The sequence below is a fragment of the Psychrobacter sp. CX5 genome (genome assembly GCF_057621535.2).
The window spans coordinates 2,896,978-2,918,920 of sequence record NZ_CM177735.1 but is presented as its reverse complement, the minus strand read 5'-3'; the positions used below and the strand labels follow the sequence as shown (position 1 = coordinate 2,918,920).

Here is a 21,943-nt window from a genome sequence, read left to right as displayed (position 1 = left end):
CAATAAGTTGATAAAAATAGGAGCGTTCATGAGTAATAAACAATCAAATCGTGAGCCGTCACAAGATTCTAAAATGGCTAGAATAATTAACATAGTCATTGCGATTGTATTAATTACTCTCTATTTTACTTTTTCTTTTTTATATCCAGATATTTTACCTAAAGGGGTTTTAGATATTATATTGGGTATTACTCTTATATCAATTTGGCTGTTTAGAGCTTATAAAGGCGAAAAAATCCATTTAATTATGATGGTATTATCCGTGTTTATACTCTTGACGGGGATTGATGAAGCTTTTGATTTTCAGATAAAATTAAAACCTATTTATGCGCTAATAGTAGTCAGTATTTTTATAATAAAATTTTTTCATAACGCTATCTCAGGAAAATATGATCCTTAGATCTTTCGTAAATAAGATACTAGGGTATTAAAATAGGGTACATATACAGTTTCAGACTCATTGACTACTATTCATCGTGTTTGATAGATTTGATTTATTGCGCTTGGACTTGCCTTCAATGATAGATTAACTTCTATATTTGGTATAACGTTTAGTTATGGCACTAGGTGCTAGCATTAGGTATTGGAACTAACTTCTAATGATATAAAAAAACACCGCTATTAAGCGGTGTTTTTATTAAGACTAACGCAGAAACAAAATTAAGAGCTACTGGAGGTTCTTTATTTTACTGTCTATAAAGGAAAATTCAGTAGCTGGATAAATAATCTTTAATTGCCAATAAGCGTATAAGTTATAAAGCTAGTTGTTTGCGTAACGCCTATTTAAAATCCTAAATGAAGCTTACAGCTGAGTATGCAGTCCACACTCACGATTTTCTTCTACTTTGGTGGGATCAAAGTAATCAAACTCATTAGGTAAGTTATTTTCTTCTAAATAAACATCTAAGTCAGCATCTGTTTTGTAGAATAAAGGCGCAACTTTTAAGACACCATCTTTCGATTGGCTAAGGACATCAAGACCTTGACGGAACTCAGTTTGATCTTTACGAATGGCATTAAACCAAACGTCAGGTTTTAACTCGCTAAGGGCACGTTTGAATGGTTCAAGTTTTACTTGCTCCGTAAATTCATCATGCAGTGGGTTATTGACACTTGGTATACCGTTAAACGTTGCATCACGATGAGCACTGGTCTGCTTTGGAATATAAGTCACGACATTAAGATCTAAGTCTTTAATCAGCTTATTCGCAAACTTATAAGTTGCATCAGTATTATAACCAGAGTCTACCCATAATACAGTGATATCAGGTTTTTGCTTGGCTACTAAATGCAGAATGGCAGACTCGTAAGGACGAAAATTGGTCGTGATAATAGGATTTTCAGCTTTTGCTAAAGCCCACTCAACGATTTGCTCTGGTGTCTTACCCTGTAGTTCTTGGTTAGCTTGGTCAATATTAATATCGATACTCATAAAATGTCCTTAAGCGAAAAATGTAAATAATAAATCATAGAAGTGTTTAATTAATCAAATAGTTAATCAGTAAAATTCTAAAATAATCATTAAAAAAAGCTATCTTAAAAAGGTTTATCTAAAAAAGGTTTATCTAAAAAAGGTTTATCTAAAAAAGGTTTATCTAAAAAAGGTTTATCTAAAAAAGGTTTATCTAAAAAAGGTTTATCTAAAAAAGGTTTATCAAAAAAGCTATCTGAAAAAAGTTATCTAAACATAGGTAACTGACTTGCAACGCTACCATCGTATGAGGAGGGGAGAGCGCTAAATAGGAACTCAATATCCTCCGTCAGCTTTTCATCAGTGATGACAAAAGTATCCACGCCAGCACGCTTTAAATAGACGATTTGATCAAGGCCAAAGTCGCCAGTGATACGAATCTCACCTGTAAACCCTTGCTGACGTAAATGGCGGGCCTGACTAAAGCTTCGTCCATCAACAAACGAGGGTTGATATAAGACAATTAAGTCAAGATTATGAAGCAGTGTGCGGTCCGCATCTTTACAAGCTTGTAGAAGATCATCAAGCTGTTCAGTACTGACATCAGTATCCGCCCATAAGCCCATCCGGCTTGAGCGCGTCGCAATCAAAGCCAATAACTCACTTAATAAGCCTGTCGGCATACTTGAGGTAGCGGATTTAGCATTTTCTCGTGCCCCAACCACTTCATTAAAAGGCAGTATCACATCTAAGCGCTCTTCTTTATGAAGTAGCTCACTGAGATGAATGCTTTTGATCGACACAGATTCAGGAAGTTCAGGTGTCTCGATGGCATACCAGCTGTCATCAGAAGTTATGTTAACAGCGTCATCATTTAAGACATGATAATTACCCATATACTGCCTCCTTGAAGGGTTTGATACCCACACGTTGTACGAAGTCAGCAAAAGGCTCGGTGCTATCGCCCTCGACATGACGCTGATCAGTATAGACGGTTAATATTTTCTCAAGTGTTGGTGCGACCTCTTCTGTCGCAACTGAGCGACCAAGAATGTTGCCAAGACGGGTGTCTTTCTTCGAGCTACCACCTAAGCTGATCTGATACCAATGTTCGCCTTTTTTATCGACACCTAAGATACCGATATCGCCAACATGGTGATGAGCGCAGGCATTCATACAGCCAGACATATTGAGCTGAATATCACCTAAATCATAAAGATAGTCTAAGTTATCAAAGTGCTTCTCGATTTGCTCAGCAATGTTGTAGGTAGTGGCATTCGCCAGTGAGCACAAATCAAAACCTGGACAAACAATCATATCGGTTAACGTACCGATATTTGGACGCGCTAAATCAATGTCAGTCAGCGCTTGCCATAAGGCGTAAAGGTCTGTTTCTTTAACATCAGCAAAAACTAAGTTTTGTTGATGGGTTGCTCTAATTTCACCGAAGCTATAGCTATCAGCAAGATCGGCGATACGATCAAGTTGATACTCCGTGACATCACCTGCCGGCACGTATTTACCGTCTACCAGTCCTGCCTTTAAGGACACTATGACTGCCCGATAGCCTGCCACTTTATGAGCCACCGTATTACGAGAATACCAGTCAGCAAAGGCCTTTTCTTGTAGATGCCTGTTCAGCTCAGTCTTGCTGGCTAGCGCATCAATATTGTCATAATCAAATTCTGGGAAGTAGCTTTTAGCAGTGTCGAAGTTATCATTAGTCAGTGTTAAAGGCCCATCTTTGGTGAAGGATTCCCACTCTTTTTCGACTAATTTGCCAAACTCTCTAGCGCCCATACTATCTACTAAGATTTTGATACGGGCTTTATATTTATTATCACGGCGTCCATGTAAGTTATACACACGCAAGATGGCATCTAAATAGCTTAGTAGATGCTGGCGAGGCAAAAATTCACGGATGGTTTTACCGATAATGGGGGTACGACCTAGACCACCACCGACAATCACCTCAAAGCCGACCTCACCTTCTTCATTTTTTATCACGTGTAAACCGATATCATGGACCTGAGTAGCTGCACGGTCCTCATAAGTACCAATCACCGCAATTTTGAACTTACGCGGTAGGAAGGCAAACTCAGGATGGAAGGTTGACCACTGACGGATAATTTCGCAATATGGACGGGGATCTTCGATCTCATTGGCATTAACGCCCGCATAAGGATCAGTAGTCGTATTACGGATACAGTTTCCTGACGTCTGAATGGCGTGCATCTGCACCGATGCCAATTCAGCAAGGATATCCGGTACTTCTTCAAGCTTAGGCCAGTTTAATTGTAAGTTGGTACGCGTCGTGAAGTGCCCAAAGCCTTTATCATATTTTCGTGTAATATCAGCAAGCTTACGTAGTTGATAGCTTGCCATTAGTCCGTAAGGCACCGCAATACGTAACATAGGAGCATGGCGCTGTATATAGAGACCGTTTTGTAAGCGTAACGGTAAAAATTGCTCTTCGGGTAACTCCCCGGCTAGGTAACGACGGGTCTGATCGCGAAACTGTTCAACCCGTTCATCGACCATGGCTTGGTCCGCATGAGTGTACTTATACATATCAATTATGCCTTTGATGAATAAAAATCATGGCACTATACTACCTATCCATTGTTAAATCTATAAATTCATAATAGTCATATCTATATCCAAAGACAGCATAGATAAGAATAAGCAAAGTTCGATAGTCTAGTGCAATCAAAATCTAGTGTAATAAAAATCTAGTGCAATCAAATAATGAGCACTATTTTAACAGCTTATGTTCATTTAACAGCTTATGTTTAGCGGCTTATCGTTAATAGCTTATAGTTTATAACTTTTTTTTTAAAACAAACTTACTTAAACAATCGCGGATGATGTTATGACCGAACCAACAACAGAACAAAAAATTGTAAAACGCCTAGGCAAAACCAGCATCGTACCTCCTCATGGTAGCACTGAGCTTAAACCTTTATTACTCGAAGGTGACGACCTTAAGACAGCGCTTGAAGAGGCTAAGTCGTTACCACAGATTACCTTAAGCTCAAGAGAGCGTGGCGACTTAATCATGCTGGGTATCGGCGGCTTTACTCCGCTAGACGGCTTTATGAATCAAGCAGACTGGCAGGGTGTGGTTGATGAGATGACCTTAAAGTCAGGCGATCACAAAGGATTGTTTTGGCCCATTCCCATTACTTTGTCGACCAGTAAAGAGCAAGCCGCAACTTTAGCTGCTGGCGATAAAGTCGCTTTAGTAGCGGCTGATGGCGAAATCATGGGGGTCATTACGGTTGAAGAGACTTACGAGATTGACAAAGATCATGAATGTCAGCACGTATTTACCACCACTGATCCGGCGCATCCCGGTGTCAAGCAAGTCCTTGAGCAAGGGGAGGTCAATGTCGCAGGGTCTGTTAAAGTATTTAGCCAAGGCGAGTTCCCAACGCTGTATCCTGAAATCTACAAAACCCCTGCCGAAACCCGTGCACTATTTGAAGAAAAAAACTGGCAAACCGTGGCTGCGTTCCAAACCCGCAACCCAATGCACCGCTCGCATGAGTATTTAGCGAAGATAGCCATTGAGATTTGTGATGGGGTTATGATTCATTCTTTATTAGGCGCCTTAAAGCCTGGTGATATCCCTGCCGATGTCCGTCAAGAAGCCATTAAAACCCTCATTGACAACTATTTCAAAAAAGACACCGTTATTCAAGCAGGTTATCCATTAGATATGCGTTATGCAGGGCCACGTGAAGCGTTATTACATGCTTTATTTCGTCAAAACTATGGCTGTAGCCATTTGATTGTGGGCCGTGACCATGCTGGCGTTGGTGACTACTATGGTCCATTTGACGCACAAGCCATCTTCGACACTATCGACAAAGATGCAATGGAGACCAAACCGCTTAAGATTGATTGGACGTTTTGGTGCAACGCCTGTCAAGCCATGGCTTCTACCAAGACTTGCCCACATGATGCAGAACACCATGTCAAAGTATCGGGAACCAAGTTACGCAAAGCCTTATCAGAAGATGAAGAGGTTCCAGAGAATTTCAGCCGTCCTGAAGTATTACAAATCTTACGCAATTATTATGCTGGCATTGCAAAAGAAGACCGAGCTGAGATTAAACTAACGGGCGCTTCTGCTGTTTAGGATTTTAGCTGATTCACTTTTCTTATTGATATTATTAAAGCCAGCGCACTGCTGGCTTTTTCGTGTCATAGATATTGATAATTAATGTTACTGTCAGCTATAGTCGTAGTCAGATAAATGAGGTACAAGGCAAGCGAGTGTAAGTACTACTGGTGTAGGCTAAGCGAGATTAACACCGTAACTTTTTTATATGGCTATGACTATACTGCCTTATCTTTAGAACACCCCCCCCTTTAGTCAAGTGTACTAAACCTACTAATTGTAGCGTCTAAATGATAGTGTTTAGACTAACCTATCTCGTTAGGTTAATTTATGGATTTGGGTTAAGCTATATTAATCACTATGACTAAAATACATTAACAATGGGTCCGCTAATGATTTCTGACATCCTCTTAACGTTACATTTCTTAATTTGGTTGGCGATTTCGCTAAGAGTGCTGGCACGCAATGACTTTTCTTCATCAGCTAGACTTGCCTGGATTGTGGTCCTATTTATATTGCCTTATGTGGGAGTCATCGTATATTGGATGTTTGGTGAGATTCATTTAAGATTAAACTTTAATCAGCGTAACCATAAGATTATCACTCAGTTACATGATAACTTCTCTAGTATTTTTAGCGATCAACATCATTTAGAGTCTACTGTAGAGTCTGACTATCGACCTGCATTCGCGTACTCTTCTGCGGTGACCGGGTTCCATACCACAGTGGGTAATCAAGCTGAATTAATGACAGATGCGACTGCCACTAAGCAGCGGATGGTTGCAGACTTTGATGCCGCCCAAGATCATATCCATGTCATGTATTATATTTGGCTAGAAGACGGTATGGGAACGGCAATAGCGGAGGCCTTGATTCGAGCGGCAAAACGTGGAGTGCAGTGCCGAGCGATGGCAGATGGCATGGGCTCGCGCAAAATGATAGGGTCGGAGTTGTGGCGACGGATGGAGGCGGCTGGGGTTGAAGTCAGCGTGGCCTTACCAATTAAGAATATCATCAAGGTGATGCTATTTAGCAGGATAGACCTACGTAACCACCGCAAAATTACCATTATTGACGGTAAAGTTGGCTACGTGGGCAGTCGTAATAGTGCAGATCCAGAGTTTCGAATCAAGCCTAAGTATGGGCCTTGGGTAGATATTATGGTAAGAGTAGAAGGACCCGTTGTTGCTCAAAATCAAATGTTATTTGCCAGAGACTGGCTCATGCAGAATCCAGATACCCCTTACGATAGCTTTCCATTTATTGCCCACTCGCCTGATATTACTCAGTCGACTAAACAACCAACTAATACATCAACGATTCAATCAAACAGTCAGTTAGATAATATAACTAACAACTCAACAAACGACGAAATTAACAACTCAAATAACAACACAATTAACAACGAATATAATAAGAGCCCTAATAATAGCCTGCAGCACAATCGTATTGAAAAAGATGTTGCCGCCCAAGTGTTTGCAGATGGTCCTAGCCAACGTCAAGGAACCACACCTCAGTTCTTAAGCATCCTGATAAATCAGACAAAACATACGCTAATTATCTCCACCCCTTACTTTGTGCCTGACTATACCTTAATAAACATGATATGTGCCACGGCTCATCGCGGCGTAGATGTCACGATGATATTTCCTAAAAATAATGATTCATGGATTGTAGAGGCCACGAGTCACAGTTGTTATCATGTATTACTCGACGCAGGGGTTAAAATATATGAATACAAGCCTGGGTTGCTGCATGCCAAGACGTTAACAGTTGATGGCAAACTTTGTTTAATAGGGTCGACCAATCTCGACTTACGCAGCTTTGATCTCAATTATGAAAATAACGTCATTTTCTATGACGAAGGGCTTACCCAGCAGATTGTTAAACGACAATTCGAGTATATTTCTGATTCTGATAATATTACTTTGTATCAAGTTGAAAAATGGCCATTATACTTACGAATTTGGAATAATATTGTTGCGACAATGGGCCCAGTTTTGTGAGCGGTTGACTCATACAAAGCTAAACCGACTTATCAATCAACTGATTAAAATCTCATTAATCTTATTCATTTAAATCTTAATCATTTAAATAAAGCTCAGCCATACTATCCAGCTGGGTTTTAACCGCTTTCCAGTGCGGCATAACTTGGGTTAATAGTCGCCAAAATCGCTCACTGTGATTATGCTCTACGATATGACATAGCTCATGCAGTATCACATAGTCGATGCATTCCTTAGGGGCTTTGACTAAATGCGGATTTAGTACTAAATTACCTTGAGCCGAACAGCTTCCCCATTGTTTTTGCATAGATAATATCTTGAAAGAGGGTAGGTCATCTACCCAGTTTACTAGTGGCAATACAGCCTCAAGCCGTTCTTTGAATATAACTTTGGCTTTGGCTTTATACCAGTCATCTAGTAGGGATTGCACTTTAGTGGATTGAGCATGTCTATCAGTAGATTGATCACTGATATCGTTTGTTAGGCTGATGGTCAGTTTGCCTTTGATTAGCTTTACCTGATCCGTTTGTTCTGAGTCATGTATGACTTTAAGCATGTAACGCCTTCCCAAATAAAATTGAGTTTCGCCACTGACATAACGTCTGGGTAGCACGTCAGTTTGTTGCTTCGCAAAGTCTTGTAAATGATTCCAAATCCATCGAGTTCTTTTTTTGACTAAAGCTTCTATGGTTTCATTCGGAGTACCTTTAGGGGCAGTGATCACGACACGCATGTCAGGATGAACTTTCATACGTAGTTTACGGGCATTGTCTTTGAATACAACTTGATACGGTATTTTATCTACACCATAATGAATGACACCTTGATTTTCATTTGATGAGTGCCCCGTACTGTCATTTGTAGGGTTTTTAGATAATTGAGTCTCAGATGATGGTGTATTAGGGGTATGTTGAGAAGGGGTTGCCATAAACTTATTTGCCTCTTGAGAGCCCAAGGCGAGTAATATTTATCACTTCATTGGCTAATTCCTTGGCCTTATCCGTGCCGACCGCTTTGAATAATAATTTGATTAATCCAAGTCGGATATCTTTTTCCATTTGCGCAGGGTTTAATGAGTTTTCAGTGACGGACTTATTGACTAAGGCATCAATGTGATAGGCATAGCTGACCATCGTGTCTTCATCCAAACCGTTAAGATCAAGGAAGCTTGGCTCAAATAAAAGTTTAAATAAACCAAAGTACGCCTGCGCATGTTTGTTGTGTTTACCCGATTCATCAACAAACCTATTAGGTACATCAGGCATATTGCGAGCTTTAACGTCTTGCTCAAAGTCCGCAAACATCATGTATTGTTTGACAGGCGCATCAAACATAGCCTTGGCTTCTTCAATAGCCTGTTTTAACAGCTTGGAGAAGTGCTCCTGAGCATAAGGGTCATCCGCCAAGTCTTGCTCAATCATTTTGGTCACACGACTGGTAATCTTATCGGTCTGGTTGCGTGCTTCAGCGTCGCTCATCTGCTCAGGCTTGATGTCTTTACCTAAGTTATTCACCAGATAAGCACCTTCTGGCTCTTTGACTTCAAGACCTGCGATATGTTTGTTAAGTAGGTTTCGAATATCCTCTTCATACTCATCAAAGTTTATGGTCTCATTGGCATCTTCACGTACTTGTTTACGTAGCTCGACCAAGGCTTTTAAGTCTTGTTTATATTTATCTCGCTTACCGTCAAAAGCGGGATCTTCGAAGTAGGAGGCAGATTGTAGCGCCACTTTCATGGCATTGGAAAACTCGGTTAAGGCGGCATAAAAGTCATCACGCTTTTTAAGATTGGCATCGACAATCACACCCTCTCTTTCTTGCATTTTTGGCGATAACGACTGACGCAGTGCCTGACCGTCTTGCTTGTTGCGGACATCAGAGAAAATGCCCCAGACCTTTTTGTGTAGCATGGGCAGTTTCTTGTATTCAGTATCCATAGCACGATACATGCCTGCTAAGTCATCGATATCAAAGCCGCCTTGGGTGCGCTCTGCTAAGTCTTGATACTTCTTAATAGTGGTATCCAGCTCTTTTAAGATACCGCGATAATCAATCAAATACCCAAACTGCTTGTTTTTATGCAATCGGTTAACTCGTGCTATTGCTTGAATCAGGTTATGACTTTTGAGCGGTTTATCAATATACAGCACGGTATTTTTTGGCTCATCAAAGCCAGTTAACAGCTTATCGACCACTATCATAATATCTGGACCGTCGTCTTTACCAAAGGCGTCGATAATATCTTTGGTATAGGTGGTGTCATCCATACCGTACCTAGGCGCTACATTCTCAGTCCACCAGTTTTGGACAATATCTTTACTTTCAGTATCGACGGCATCATGACCTTCACGGGTGTCAGGGGGCGACATAGCGACCACAGAGGTGACTTTGCCAATCGCATCAAGTGCCTGCTTGTAGCGGATAGCCGAGGCTTTAGAATCACACGCCAGCTGTCCTTTTAAGCGTTGCTGTTTAAAGTTTTGAAAATGGTCGGATATGTCATGCGCTATCAGTTCAATACGACCTTCAACTTGATAGACTTGACCTTTACGTGAGAACTTACGTTTTAAGTCCGCTTTTTGCTCTATGGTTAGCTTTTGAGTAATACGGTCAAACCATTTATCTATCGCCGCATCATTGGTATTCAGCTCAGGTATGCGCTCTTCATAGAGTAGGGGCGTGACCGTCTTGTCGACTACCGCTTGCTGCATGGTGTAGGAGTGGATAATCTTACCAAATTTGTTTTCGGTCTTATCGTCTTTGAGTAGCGGTGTACCGGTAAAGGCAACAAAGGCGGCATTAGGTAATGCTTGCTGCATACGGATGTTGTTTTCACCATTTTGACTACGGTGACCTTCATCGACAAGTACAATAATATTTTCACTGGGGTTATAAAACTCATCATATTTGGCCGCAGCACCAAATTTATTGATAATTGAGAACACAATACGCTCATTACTCTTACCGACTTTTTTTGCCAAGTCACGACCGGACAGTGCTTTAGCAAGGCGACGGTCTTTGTCGCTTAGCGCCCCAGCTGAAATAAAGGTACGTGCAATCTGGTTTTCCAAATCAATACGGTCAGTCACCACAAACACACGACATTTCGCCAGCTCTGGCATCCAGATCAGCGCTTTGGATAAAAACACCATCGTAAATGATTTACCACTGCCTGTGGTATGCCAGATAACACCACCCTCACGGCTGCCTTTGCTGTCGATTTGACTGACTCGCTTAACCAGTGCTTTAATGCCAAATACTTGCTGATAGCGCGCCACAATCTTGCCCGCTTTATTATCAAACAAGGTATAAAAACGGGTCATATCTAGCAGTCTATCAGGACGCAGTAAGCTAATAATTAACCGGTCTTGATCGGTCACAGTCAGCTCACCGGCGTGAATCAATGAATCGTACTCATGCCTATCGCTGGCTTGGCGATGAGCAAACAAGGTTTGTAATCCATCCTCGTTTATACGCTCATTTTTAAGACGTTTAAACTCCGCCTCACTGATCTCCTCTTCGATCCACTTTGACCAAAATTTCTCAGGGGTATAGCAGGTGGCGTACAAACCCTCATAGCCATTAACTACCAATAGCAATTGGCTATAAGCGAACAAATGGGGAATGTATTTTTGACCTTGATTGCGAAGATGCTGTGAGATGGCCTGTGTATTGGTAGATTGATTGGGATGATTAGAGTCAGGGCGTTTGGCTTCAATCACCACCACGGGCAAACCGTTCACAAAGCAGACAATATCAGGAACCACATTACCGGTAGCATCAGCGTTTTGGACGACCATCTCTTCGGTCACATGATAGGCATTGTTATTGATATTATGCCAGTCAATCAACTGAATGGTCGGAGAGGTGCGCTTACCCTCAATAAACTCAGTCACACTCACGCCATATAGCAGCGCATCGTATATCTTTTCATTCGCTTGAAGCAAGCCTAAGTTCATCTGTGGATTAAGCTCGCTTATGATTCTATCAATGCTTTTATTTGATAAGTGATGCCGCTTACCCTCAAACATAAAGGTCTGCTTACTCAAATATGCTCGTAACACAGGCAATAGCATCACTTGATTGGTACTAGCCGCTGCATTACTGGCTTTTGATTTACGCAGTGTCAAACACTGCTCAGGAGACAAGTAGCGATAACCCAAAGTCATCAACAACGTCAGGGCAGGTAGCTTGGCACTAAACGCTTCCTTGAAGTTAATACTTGGGCTGGTGTGCATACTTAGGCTCATTTTGAAGGGGTGACTTGATGGGCAATTTTGTTTTGATAGCGGCAGGCTTATGTTGTCACTGCTTTGGATATTATAATGACATATTAAGGATCAAAATAGAATAAAAGGTTTAAAGAGCTCATCCCGCTTTCCGCTACTATCTGCCCGACAGCACAGGGCAGTGGTAACGGCTTATGATGTCGCCTGCTTCGCGCGCCATCCTAAGCCTAACCACTGTAGCCTGTGCCGCCCGTCAGTATATCCGCTGCAATCGGGGCTAAACCGCACCTAAAGCGGGGTTGATAGCAAAAAAACTATTGTTATTAAGGTACTGCTCAAACATTATAGTAGAGAATAACGAGGAGTACTTTTAAAGTTATAACTATTTTTTTATTAATAGTATTGCTATAATGGTTTATGAATTAACATTAATTGGTATTTTTATAAACCATCTAGGAGAATTTACCGTGATTGGTAAGCGCTTACTACTCGCTCGGAAGGCATCAGGTCTATCTCAAGACAAGCTTGGGAAAGTGGTAGGCGTGAGTGCGAATATGATTAAGAAATATGAGCATGATACCAGTATGCCTTCATCTTCAATAATGCTAAAACTTTCAGAAGCGTTATCAACTCGGATGGAGTTTTTTTTCCGACCTATTAATGTTGAATTGACAGATATCGAATATCGAAAAAAAGCAAAAACACCCGTTAAGTTATTAAATCGAATTGAAGCAGATGTACTAGATCAAGCGGAGCGATGGTTAGAACTCGCTAACTTATGGGCAAATTTCCCTATCGGTAAGTTTAAAATAGATATGCATGTTCCTGTTGTTAAAAAGCTTGATGATATTGAGTATATTGCAAATGACTTACGGGCTCACTGGAAATTGGGCACTAATCCAATACCAAATTTGATTGACTTGCTAGAGTCGAAGGGTATTTTGGTTATTGTGACTGATGTGATAAGTGAGGAGGATGGCAACTGTTTTGATGGTTTGCAGGCAACGGTTAATGATATGCCTATAGTTGTCGTTGGTAGTGGATGGACAGGAGATCGCCAGCGATTTACGTTAGCGCATGAATTAGGTCATCTAATATTGCATGGTAAGCTAACTGATCATATTGATGAAGAAAAGGCTTGTCACCGTTTTGCCAGTGCTTTTTTGGTTCCTGCCGAAGAATTAAAAGAAATATTTGGTAGTCAACGCAAAAACATATCACCGCGTGAGCTTGGTTTCATTAAACATGAATTTGGTATAAGTATGTCGGCTTGCTTATATCGTTTAAAAGACTTAGAAATCATTACAGAAAGCAAGCACCGCCAGTACATGTTCCTTTTTTCAAAAAATGGTTGGCGAAAAAAAGAACCGGGTGAACCCTATCCTATAGAGACAACGTATCTATTTCCTCAACTGGTACATCGAGCTATTTCTGAAGATATAATCTCAGAATCTAAAGGTGCCGAGCTGTTAAAAATATCAACTTCTGAGCTTCAACGAAAACGTAGTTTTGAAGATAATTCAACGGCTGATAGCTCGACAGAGGCAGGTTAGATGCAAGTATTGATTAGCGATGCTAATATTTTAATAGATTTAGAGGTAGGTGGTTTATTACGGACAATGTTTACGCTGCCTTTTAAGTTTTGTACTCCAGATGTACTTTATGAAACTGAACTTGCTAATCAACACAGTCATCTAATAGATTTGGGGCTAACACTTAGAGAATTGAGTCCGGATTCTATGATATATGCCTATCGGATAAATCAAGATTATAACCAACCTAGCCTTAATGATTTATTGGCTCTGGCACTAGCCAAACAAGAGTCCTGTCCTCTATTAACGGGAGATAAAAGACTAAGACAGGCGGCAACCAAAGAGGCAGTGGTCGTTAAGGGAACAATCTGGGTCGTTGAGCAGATGATTACACAAGGTGTTATTAGTTCGATTGAGGCGAGGAATGCCTACTTAAAAATGAGAGCCAATGATAGGCGTTTACCATTTAATCTTGCTCTTAAGAATTTAGATAGTTTTAAATAGAATTGCACGGATTAATTCTGCAATAGTTCATTTTCAGATGAAAATAAACAATTAATGCCATTCTTGCTGTTGATGATGACGATTTCCAAGTAGAAGCAGATGTCATAGACGTATTTTTGTATCAACTTTCCTATAAGCCAGCTTCCAGAAGGTTTCAGGGTCTATGATAATGATGACGGTGAAGATTTAGCTCAATTGGTTAAGAGCCGTATACAAAGCATGCCAAAACCTGCCCTTGAGGTATTGGATGTCTGAGTTAAGTGAACCTGAACCTTATAAAGTGATGTTAACACCAGAGTCTAAGAAAGAATGGGAAAATACCAACAAAAGCATTCAATCCCAACTTAGAAAAAAACTTGCAAAAGTACGTTTTAATCCTAAAGTTCCGAAAAACAAACTGAGCGGTATGTCTGATTGGTATAAAATTAAGCTTAGGCGGGCAGGTTAACGCTTAGTGTATCAAGTAGTAGACGATAAAATAGAGTTGATAATATGGGCAGTAGGTAAACGAGAAGACCGCACAGTCTATGATAGTGTTTGAAACGGCTAGGCACAGTCATTGAAAGCGAGCTTTCTTTGTTAGAATTAGATTAAGTAAGAGTAACGGTCATAAAAGTTTTAGTTACTTTTAGAGTATGCTCACTATGATAGGTTGTCATAGGTTACTTTGTTCATAAAGTAACCCTTTTCGTGTGTGAGTAGTAAATTATAGGCAAAGAAAAACCGCCAAGGTTGCGCGTTACCCAGAGGGCACTAAGCGTGACGGTTATGTTGAGTACATTATAGGCGCTAGCAGATAGCGAGTCAATGAGTTTAAGCAAGAGGTGTATACATCCTTGTAAATATATATTCGACAATCGGGGCTAAACCTCACCTAATTCGGGGTTGATAGTTTGAACAGTAGGGTGTCGCTTTGCGCACCATTATAGGGTGTTATATTTATCGGTGCGCGGGGCGCAACCCACGCACTAGAGATTTGCTGTCGTGCTAGCGGGACAGGTTTTATTATTAAGGTCAACAGCAGTGATTGTTTGATTATTAAGGTCTTTTATAGCATAGGTCACCGTGACATCATTAGCAGCGAGATACTTGTCTGTATAAAAAAAATTGTCGCACAATATGCTAATACTACTGGGTCGATATGAATACTCTTGGATTTGTGCTTTTTCTGCATTAGAGTATTCATTAGGATTAATCAACGTTATCGAAGTGGTATAGGGAGACAGTGTCAACATAACATCTTCACCATTGGACGCGGCCATATCCTCTTCCCGTACCGATTCAAAAATGCTTTGATTGAAATCAAACACTTCTTGAGCTGCATCTAGGTCGATATATACATAATTATTGTTTACTGCACCTGACTCGACTAGCATTTCATCTAAGATACTGGCCATAACCGTGGTAGATAAAGCGGTACCAATTAAGAAAACCAATCCTTTCTTCATATTTATTCTCTATTTTAGATAATTTCGAGTTAATAGCTTATCACAACTATTGTTATGTTAGGTTGATTATCCTAGTCTAAGAGCAGGATGAACCCGAAACGCCATTGGCTAATCCAGCCACGTCAATCCACCTTCACCCGAACTTTCCCTGTCAACAGCACTTGCATCAACGCCTTTTTTTCTTCCTGTAAATCAGCAAGCTGATGTTCAAGACATTCGATTTCTTTATCGGCATTGGTTAATACCGCAGCGATTTTTTGTTGTTCTTTAAGCTTTGGAGTCTTAAATTTGATTGATTCAAACTCACTTTTAGATAGTTCTAAAAATGTTGAGCCACTTGCTCGTCTAATGAGCTGGTTAGGATTAAATGAAAGTAAGTAATATATAAATTCAATATCATAATCGTTGTTAGGAACGATGTTTTTAAAGCCTTGATTCGTACACATTTCATGCGAAGTAATTGCCATTGCACCAATAGTTGCACGTGTGCAGACAAGTAGAGAGCCTTCTGGGACAAGTTTAGCAGAACTGTTCTTTAAACCTTCTTTCGTTATTCTTCGTTTACTAGAGCTTATATAGCGTTTGTCTTGCTTAGTAATATCAGTTGGAGTTATCCAGTCAATATCACCGTCCCAATAAGTGCTTTTAGTGGTACTTGGTGTTCCACCTGAATAAATACTTCCAAAGTCACTTATTTTCCTTTCTTCCCATTCATCCTCAAACCGTTTACCGTTATCATCAAGCAAACGCTTTTTACCCGTCAACAACTGCTGCATCAACGCCTTTTTCTGCTGTTTGCTGTTTTCAATCAAACGCTCGGTGATGTTAATTGCTTTGTCCCAAGAGGTTAGGATTTCGGCGATTTTTTGTTGTTCGGGTAGAGGGAATACAAGGATAGGTAGTTTGCGTATATTTGCCATACTCAAAGCGGGTTGCCCTGTTGAACTTGCAAACGCCCACAATCGCGATTGAAAGTATTCTGACTGCATATATTGCAACATGTAGTCGCTATTCATATCGTCAGTAGGTCTTATAAGAGCAACATTTGGTGCTAAATGATATTTATCATTAGAGTCTATTTTAGCTAAGTTACCTAATTTAGAACCTACATATCCGAGGACGATATCATTGGTGATCAGTTTAGAACGGGGTAGAGCGTCCGATACTTTCTTTGGGATAGTATGAGTCTCTGAAAGATCAATGCTACCATTCTTTATATTTAGGCTACGTAAAGCTATAATCTCTCCACCAACTTGATAGTCAAAATGTTTTGTATATTCATAACCTGCCAGTTTAGTAATATAGGCGATCTCACCAAGAGCTAGAGTAGGCTTATTTTCCATAACCAAGCTCCTTAAGATAGTCATTCATCTCAGTCTCCAAGCTGGCAAGCTCCGCCTTAAGTGCCAAACGCTCCTCACGTACCGCCATTAAGTCAATTTCCGCCTCAGGCTCAAAGGTATCGACATAACGCGGAATGTTTAAATTAAAGTCGTTCTCTTTAATCTCATCAAGGCTGGCAACATAGGCATATTTATCAATGAACGCACGTTTATGATACGCATCTACGATTTTTGCTAAGTTTTCATAGGTAAGCTTATTTTGATTTGAGCCAGAGTCATACTCACGACTGGCATCGATAAACAGTACAGAGTCATCAACTTTACCACTGACAGGATCGGTTTTGTTCTTTTTAAACACTAATATCGCCGCAGGAATCCCCGTACCAAAAAACAACTTTTCGGGCAGACCAATCACCGTATCAAGTAGGTTTTCTTCAATCAACTGTTGACGGATTTTACCCTCACTAGAGCCACGAAACAGCACGCCATGAGGCACGACCACACCCATACGGCCCGTGTCTTTCTTAAGGGTCTCAATCATATGAGTGATAAACGCATAATCACCTTTGGTCTTAGGAGGTAAACCCCGATGGAAGCGACCATAAGGATCATCTTGCGCCGTATCATAGCCCCATTTGCTCAGCGAGAACGGTGGATTGGCAGTGACCACATCAAAATGAAGCAGGTTGTTCTTATCATCAACCAATAACGGATGGCGTAACGTATCACCCCATTCGATACGGTGATTGTCCTCCCCATGCAAAAACATATTCATCTTCGCCAATGCCCATGTCGAACCAATGGCTTCTTGACCAAATAGCTCATAGTTTTTTGAGCCAGAGTTGTTGCGTACCATAGCGCCGCACTTTATCAATAGAGACCCCGATCCGCAGGCAGGGTCGCATATCGCATCGCCCTCCGTAGGCTCAAGGAGGGTAGCGAGTAGGGTAGACACCTCTGGCGGCGTATAGAACTCGCCAGCACTGGCACCAGAATCCGCAGCGAAATGCTTAATCAGAAACTCATAAGCATTCCCAATCACATCAAGGCTACCCACACGCGATGGACTAAGATTCATCACCTCTTTGCCGAAGTCTTCTAACAAATGGCGTAGTAGCTCGTTTTTCTTCTTCTCATTACCCAGCTTATCAGTGTTAAAGCTAATATCTTGGAAGACATTTTTCAGCTTATTGCCATTGGCTTCCTCTATAGCGTGTAGCGCTTCATCAATACGCTGACCATTGCCGGGTTGGTGCCGCTTTTCGTACAAGTCCCAAAAGCTAGCGCCATCTGGGAGTACAAAGCGTTGGTTTGACATGAGCTCTTTAACGACCTCAGCATCTTCATATTCTGCCATTAAGGTGTTGTACTCATCTCGATATACATCAGACAAATACTTCAAAAATAGCATGGTTAAGATAAAATCTTTATAAGTGTCAGCGCTAATAACACCGCGAAAGGTATCACAGGCATTCCAGACCGCTTTGTTAATATCGGATTGATTGATGGGCTGAGAAATGGTTGATGAGGCTTGTCGGTCAAGCATGTTAATGATCCTTGCGTTACTAGGGTGTTTATCGATGACTGGCAATAATCAAGTTAGATTAAGAAACTACCGTCATAGATGATCGAGCGAGCTTATACTATCTGATTTTGTCATACTGGTAAATAACGTGATCCTTCCAGTTTATCACTTATAGCTTTCGGCACAGCAATAACGTCAAAATTAAGTTTTTGCTTTTAGCGTTTATAATTTTTAGATTTGATAATTTTGCGTTAGTATTAAAAGCGTTTGTAAACAGTTAAACTAGTTTTAAACGGCTAAATCTACTCAAGCGTTCAAAGGCTTCAAAAATCAAAGGCATCCGATATGAAAAAGACGCTATTGGCATTGTGTATCACTTACGTCTTAATATTTTCGAACTCAGCACAGGCCAATGAAGTTTGCCAAGAGATATCACAGTTGGCAGGCTGGGTAATGGTGGCAAGACAAGAAGGGTTGTCGGCTGCCGAAATGGCGCGAGTGTCTAATAATGCACTAGAGGGCTATGGGCAGGATTATCATGTGTTGGTCAAGGCGATGATTGAGGATGCGTTTAAAGTTCCGCGTTATTTATCTCAACAAGATAAAACGCATGAAATTCATGACTTTACACTTCAGTATTATCAAAGTTGTGAGCAGGCATACGCTAAACCGTAGCGAATTTTAAAGGTTCTAGTGAATAAGTCCTCATGGTTCTAAAGACTCAATCTTTATACTGAATTTCATTGGGTTTTTAGCAGTTTTAAGGTATAGTTTAAAAAACCTAATTAAGATGAGTAGATATGAAAAAGCTGTTATTAGCAGGATTGACCTTTATATCGGCGCTAACCATGCCAATAGTCGCATCCGCAGCTGAACCCCAAGCTTTAGAAGCTCAAGAGCCGCCAGCCATGTGTCAAAGCTTTTATGAATTGGCGATATCTGTGATGGCATTAAGGCAGCAAGGTGCGCCAGAAGAAGCATTGTTAGAAGCAGCGACAGAGCGATATAGCAACTCTCCAAAACAAGGTATCGATGACTTTATTTATTCTTCAACCAATCAGATCGTTGAGTTAGCGTATGAAGCTGACGTTCAGCCGACTGAAGCGTTACAAATTGAGAGCATACAGCAGTATGGCTATCTGGTCTTCGGCGGCTGTATGGAAATGCTAAAAGCGAATGAAAGTTTAGAATCCAGTTAACGGTCTAAGCTTAAGTTAACGGTCTATTATCAGTTAACAACGGCCATTAAACAAAAACTCAGCAATTATCGATTGCTGAGTTTTTTATTTGCAAGCTGGTGTCGTTTATTATTTTGCTGCTTATTTAATTTATTCATCAGTTGCTTTATAAGAGACTTAAACCTTTAAATATTAATCATTCACTGATGTGTAGTGGGTTAACATAGCTTAGTTTAGCGTAGTCGCCTTTTAAAGAAAGATTACCACTGCAAAGCGTATTTAACGCCTCTGGATTGTTACTATCAATAGTAAGCATACCCTCTTTAAAGCGTAAAAAAACCAACCCTTTCTCATCAAGCTGAGTGCCATCTAAGGACGATGTCAAGGAAGAGGCTAGTTGGTTTTGATCGTCATCAAGTCCCTTGACAGGTATGGTGTAAATCAAACCATGTAAGGCATCTTGCCCCATTAACTCAGCGGTACCACGATAGTCGCAGGCAGGAGAATTAGAGGATACGTTTAGCGTGTTCTCGCTGTTGACGTATTTCGAATCGTGACGTAAAGGATCTGGTGCCATACTGACACTTATTGAGATCTGTTTAGCGGGGTCCATAAAACTGACTTGCGCGACATGGACGACGACTTCATTAGAATCATCCAAGTTAGCATTATTTATCAACTTACGGCTGTAATGTCCTGCTATCTTTTCGTTATGGTGACTGCTTTGGTTAGCATTGCGCTCATGATGTTGCTTATGCCCATTATGCGTCAGGTCAGGTCTATGAATTTGAGGGTGCGATTTACTAGGGTATTCACTTTGTGAATGCGGGGGTACATAACAGCCTAATAAAAGGCTTGCAGTTAGTGTACTTAGCATGACAGTCTTAAAAGTCTGAGCAGTTATGGCGTTCGAGAGTTTCATAGTTCACCGGCAAAAGGGCATAGGATTATTTTTTTTAATCTGTCTATATTATAAGGGCGAAACATTAATTTACAAGAATTAACAGGGGTAAAACTCCAAATTATTCACTTGAATTATGTTTATAGCCAATTATTCAATAAAAAGACGACTAATCAATGAATAACTGTTTCAGTCCAGCCTAGTATATTCCTACCTGTATATTCCTACCTGTATATTCCTACCTGTATATTCCTAACAGTCACTTAGATAACCAAAATCATCATTAAACATCATTAGGCCGTCCTGTTAGCATGGCACTCATTACTATCTAAAAGATGGCAAATTATTGCTAATAACAAATTATTGCTAATAAAGGAAACAGTCAATGCCGATCAAATTTAAAGAAGCTTCACCTAAGTTTAAAGCGACTAAGTTAAAAGCGACTAAGTTAAAAGCGACTAAGTTAAAAGTGACTAAGTTAAAAGTGACTAAGTTAAAAGTGACTAAGTTAAAAGTGACTAAGTTTAAAGCGACCAAGATTGCTGCGATATCAGGTATAGCTGCCTTAGCGTTAGGGTTGTCAGCTTGTGGTAATCAAAACAATGAAGACTCCGCAACGACAGAGGGTGCTACGACAGGCGGTCAGGATATCGAGCTACTTAACGTATCCTATGACGTGGCACGAGACTTCTACAAAGACTACAATCCAATGTTCATCGAGCACTATAAGACCGAGCATCCCGGCGTCAATATAAATATCAAACAGTCTCACGGTGGATCAAGTAAGCAAGCACTATCGGTAGCAAATGGTTTGCAAGCCGATGTAGCAACCATGAATCAAGGCTCAGACATAGAGTTATTGCAGAAAAAAGGCTTAGTGGCAGACGATTGGGCGGATCAATTCCCTGATTATTCCGTACCTTTTACGAGCACCATTGTCTTTTTAGTGCGTAAAGACAATCCCAAAAATATTTCAGGTTGGGAAGACCTAACACAGCCCGGTCTTGAGATTGTGATGGCAAATCCAAAAGTCACGGGCAATGGACGTTATGCCTTCTTAGGTGCCTATGGCTACGGCTTGCACAGCTTCAATAATGATGAGGATAAAGCCAAAAGCTTTGTCCGTGATTTACTAAAGAACGTCAAAGTCTATGAAAATGGCGGGCGAGCTGCGACCACTACGTTTGTTCAGCGTAATATCGGTGATGTACTCATTACCTTTGAAAATGAATCAAACTTAGCGGCAACTAAGTTTGGTAAAGGACAAGTAGAGATCGTCTATCCCGACTATTCTATCAAGTCAGAAAGTCCAGTTGCCGTGGTTAAGGCAGTGACAGATAAAAAGGGCACCACGGAAGCAGCAACCGAATACTTAGACTACCTATGGAGTGAGCCTGCTCAGCAATTGGCAGCAGATCTATATTTACGTCCGAGTGTTAAGTCTGTATTGGATGCTAATAGTGATAAATTGCCACCTGTGCAAACTTTCCGCCCAAATGATTCGTTTGGATCTTGGGATGAGATCATGGATAAATTCTTTAGTGAAGGTGGCATCTTCGATCAGTTGGCGGTCAATGCACCTGAGTAAATAAGTTTATGCAACCCAAATTATAGCCCGTTCTCAACTAATTAAAATTTACTTTGACCTTGTTTTAGCCCAGCAAACGTTAAGACTTGGAAATAGGGTAAATTATTAATATCTAAATGACATATAAGTATTAGATTCAATTAGCTGAG

Annotated in this window: 18 protein-coding genes; 9 read left to right on the top strand and 9 right to left on the bottom strand. The window is 40.6% G+C overall.

Features of this window, described 5'->3' with window-relative positions; translation table 11 throughout:
* Nucleotides 1-28: 28 nt before the first annotated feature.
* Nucleotides 29-400, top strand: coding sequence for a hypothetical protein (locus AC21OG_RS11290; protein WP_487376759.1), 372 nt, complete (start codon nucleotides 29-31; stop codon nucleotides 398-400).
* A gap of 402 nt (nucleotides 401-802) precedes the next feature.
* Here AC21OG_RS11290 and AC21OG_RS11285 read toward each other — a convergent pair whose 3' ends face one another.
* The 3 genes from AC21OG_RS11285 to AC21OG_RS11275 form a co-directional block, all read right to left on the bottom strand.
* Nucleotides 803-1,432, bottom strand: coding sequence for a phosphoadenosine phosphosulfate reductase domain-containing protein (locus tag AC21OG_RS11285; protein WP_487376758.1), 630 nt, complete (start codon nucleotides 1,430-1,432; stop codon nucleotides 803-805).
* Nucleotides 1,433-1,677: 245 nt separating this feature from the next.
* Nucleotides 1,678-2,307 carry a DUF934 domain-containing protein gene (locus AC21OG_RS11280; protein WP_487376757.1) on the bottom strand — a complete coding sequence of 210 codons (630 nt, stop codon included), beginning with the start codon at nucleotides 2,305-2,307 and terminating at the stop codon, nucleotides 1,678-1,680.
* Nucleotides 2,300-3,982 (bottom strand): nitrite/sulfite reductase, encoded by a 1,683-nt coding sequence (locus tag AC21OG_RS11275; protein WP_487376756.1) that lies wholly within the window; start codon nucleotides 3,980-3,982, stop codon nucleotides 2,300-2,302. The genes AC21OG_RS11280 and AC21OG_RS11275 overlap by 8 nt, the downstream gene beginning before the upstream one ends.
* Nucleotides 3,983-4,283: 301 nt before the next feature.
* Between AC21OG_RS11275 and sat the strand changes: the two genes are divergently transcribed.
* Together sat and AC21OG_RS11265 are read left to right on the top strand one after the other, a co-directional pair.
* The gene (gene sat / locus AC21OG_RS11270) at nucleotides 4,284-5,555 is read left to right on the top strand and encodes a sulfate adenylyltransferase (RefSeq protein WP_487376755.1); all 1,272 of its coding nucleotides are present in this window, start codon (nucleotides 4,284-4,286) and stop codon (nucleotides 5,553-5,555) included.
* A gap of 374 nt (nucleotides 5,556-5,929) precedes the next feature.
* A complete protein-coding gene (locus tag AC21OG_RS11265) occupies nucleotides 5,930-7,543 on the top strand; it encodes a phospholipase D-like domain-containing protein (RefSeq protein WP_487376754.1) in 1,614 nt (537 codons plus the stop codon).
* A gap of 76 nt (nucleotides 7,544-7,619) precedes the next feature.
* Here the strand turns inward: AC21OG_RS11265 and AC21OG_RS11260 are convergent, their stop codons facing one another.
* Together AC21OG_RS11260 and AC21OG_RS11255 are read right to left on the bottom strand one after the other, a co-directional pair.
* Nucleotides 7,620-8,471 carry a M48 family metallopeptidase gene (locus tag AC21OG_RS11260; RefSeq protein ID WP_487376753.1) on the bottom strand — a complete coding sequence of 284 codons (852 nt, stop codon included), beginning with the start codon at nucleotides 8,469-8,471 and terminating at the stop codon, nucleotides 7,620-7,622.
* A 4-nt stretch (nucleotides 8,472-8,475) separates the two neighbouring features.
* A complete protein-coding gene (locus tag AC21OG_RS11255; RefSeq protein ID WP_487376752.1) occupies nucleotides 8,476-11,784 on the bottom strand; it encodes a type I restriction endonuclease subunit R in 3,309 nt (1,102 codons plus the stop codon).
* Between the two features lie 401 nt (nucleotides 11,785-12,185).
* Between AC21OG_RS11255 and AC21OG_RS11250 the strand changes: the two genes are divergently transcribed.
* From AC21OG_RS11250 to AC21OG_RS11240, 3 genes are all read left to right on the top strand, one after another.
* Entirely contained in the window at nucleotides 12,186-13,328 is a 1,143-nt protein-coding gene (locus AC21OG_RS11250; RefSeq protein WP_487376751.1) for a helix-turn-helix domain-containing protein, read from the top strand.
* A complete protein-coding gene (locus AC21OG_RS11245; protein WP_487376749.1) occupies nucleotides 13,329-13,811 on the top strand; it encodes a PIN domain-containing protein in 483 nt (160 codons plus the stop codon). It begins immediately after the preceding gene.
* A 247-nt stretch (nucleotides 13,812-14,058) separates the two neighbouring features.
* Entirely contained in the window at nucleotides 14,059-14,259 is a 201-nt protein-coding gene (locus AC21OG_RS11240) for a type II toxin-antitoxin system RelE family toxin (RefSeq protein WP_487376748.1), read from the top strand.
* Nucleotides 14,260-14,779: 520 nt separating this feature from the next.
* On the opposite strand, the gene AC21OG_RS11235 is transcribed toward AC21OG_RS11240, so the two are convergent.
* From AC21OG_RS11235 to AC21OG_RS11225, 3 genes are all read right to left on the bottom strand, one after another.
* Nucleotides 14,780-15,259, bottom strand: a complete 480-nt coding sequence (locus AC21OG_RS11235) for a hypothetical protein (protein ID WP_487376746.1) — start codon at nucleotides 15,257-15,259, stop codon at nucleotides 14,780-14,782.
* A gap of 122 nt (nucleotides 15,260-15,381) precedes the next feature.
* On the bottom strand, nucleotides 15,382-16,602 hold the full coding sequence (locus tag AC21OG_RS11230) for a restriction endonuclease subunit S (RefSeq protein ID WP_487376745.1): 1,221 nt from the start codon (nucleotides 16,600-16,602) through the stop codon (nucleotides 15,382-15,384).
* Entirely contained in the window at nucleotides 16,592-18,148 is a 1,557-nt protein-coding gene (locus AC21OG_RS11225; protein WP_487376743.1) for a type I restriction-modification system subunit M, read from the bottom strand. The genes AC21OG_RS11230 and AC21OG_RS11225 overlap by 11 nt, the downstream gene beginning before the upstream one ends.
* 324 nt (nucleotides 18,149-18,472) lie before the next feature.
* Here AC21OG_RS11225 and AC21OG_RS11220 point away from each other — a divergent pair, with 324 nt between their 5' ends.
* Both AC21OG_RS11220 and AC21OG_RS11215 read left to right on the top strand, forming a co-directional pair.
* Nucleotides 18,473-18,802 carry a hypothetical protein gene (locus AC21OG_RS11220; RefSeq protein WP_487376741.1) on the top strand — a complete coding sequence of 110 codons (330 nt, stop codon included), beginning with the start codon at nucleotides 18,473-18,475 and terminating at the stop codon, nucleotides 18,800-18,802.
* A gap of 125 nt (nucleotides 18,803-18,927) precedes the next feature.
* A complete protein-coding gene (locus tag AC21OG_RS11215) occupies nucleotides 18,928-19,326 on the top strand; it encodes a hypothetical protein (protein ID WP_487376739.1) in 399 nt (132 codons plus the stop codon).
* A 175-nt stretch (nucleotides 19,327-19,501) separates the two neighbouring features.
* On the opposite strand, the gene AC21OG_RS11210 is transcribed toward AC21OG_RS11215, so the two are convergent.
* The gene (locus AC21OG_RS11210) at nucleotides 19,502-20,227 is read right to left on the bottom strand and encodes a hypothetical protein (protein WP_487376738.1); all 726 of its coding nucleotides are present in this window, start codon (nucleotides 20,225-20,227) and stop codon (nucleotides 19,502-19,504) included.
* Nucleotides 20,228-20,591: 364 nt separating this feature from the next.
* On the opposite strand from AC21OG_RS11210, the gene AC21OG_RS11205 reads away from it, so the two are divergent.
* Entirely contained in the window at nucleotides 20,592-21,794 is a 1,203-nt protein-coding gene (locus AC21OG_RS11205) for a sulfate ABC transporter substrate-binding protein (RefSeq protein WP_487376737.1), read from the top strand.
* Nucleotides 21,795-21,943 lie beyond the last annotated feature (149 nt).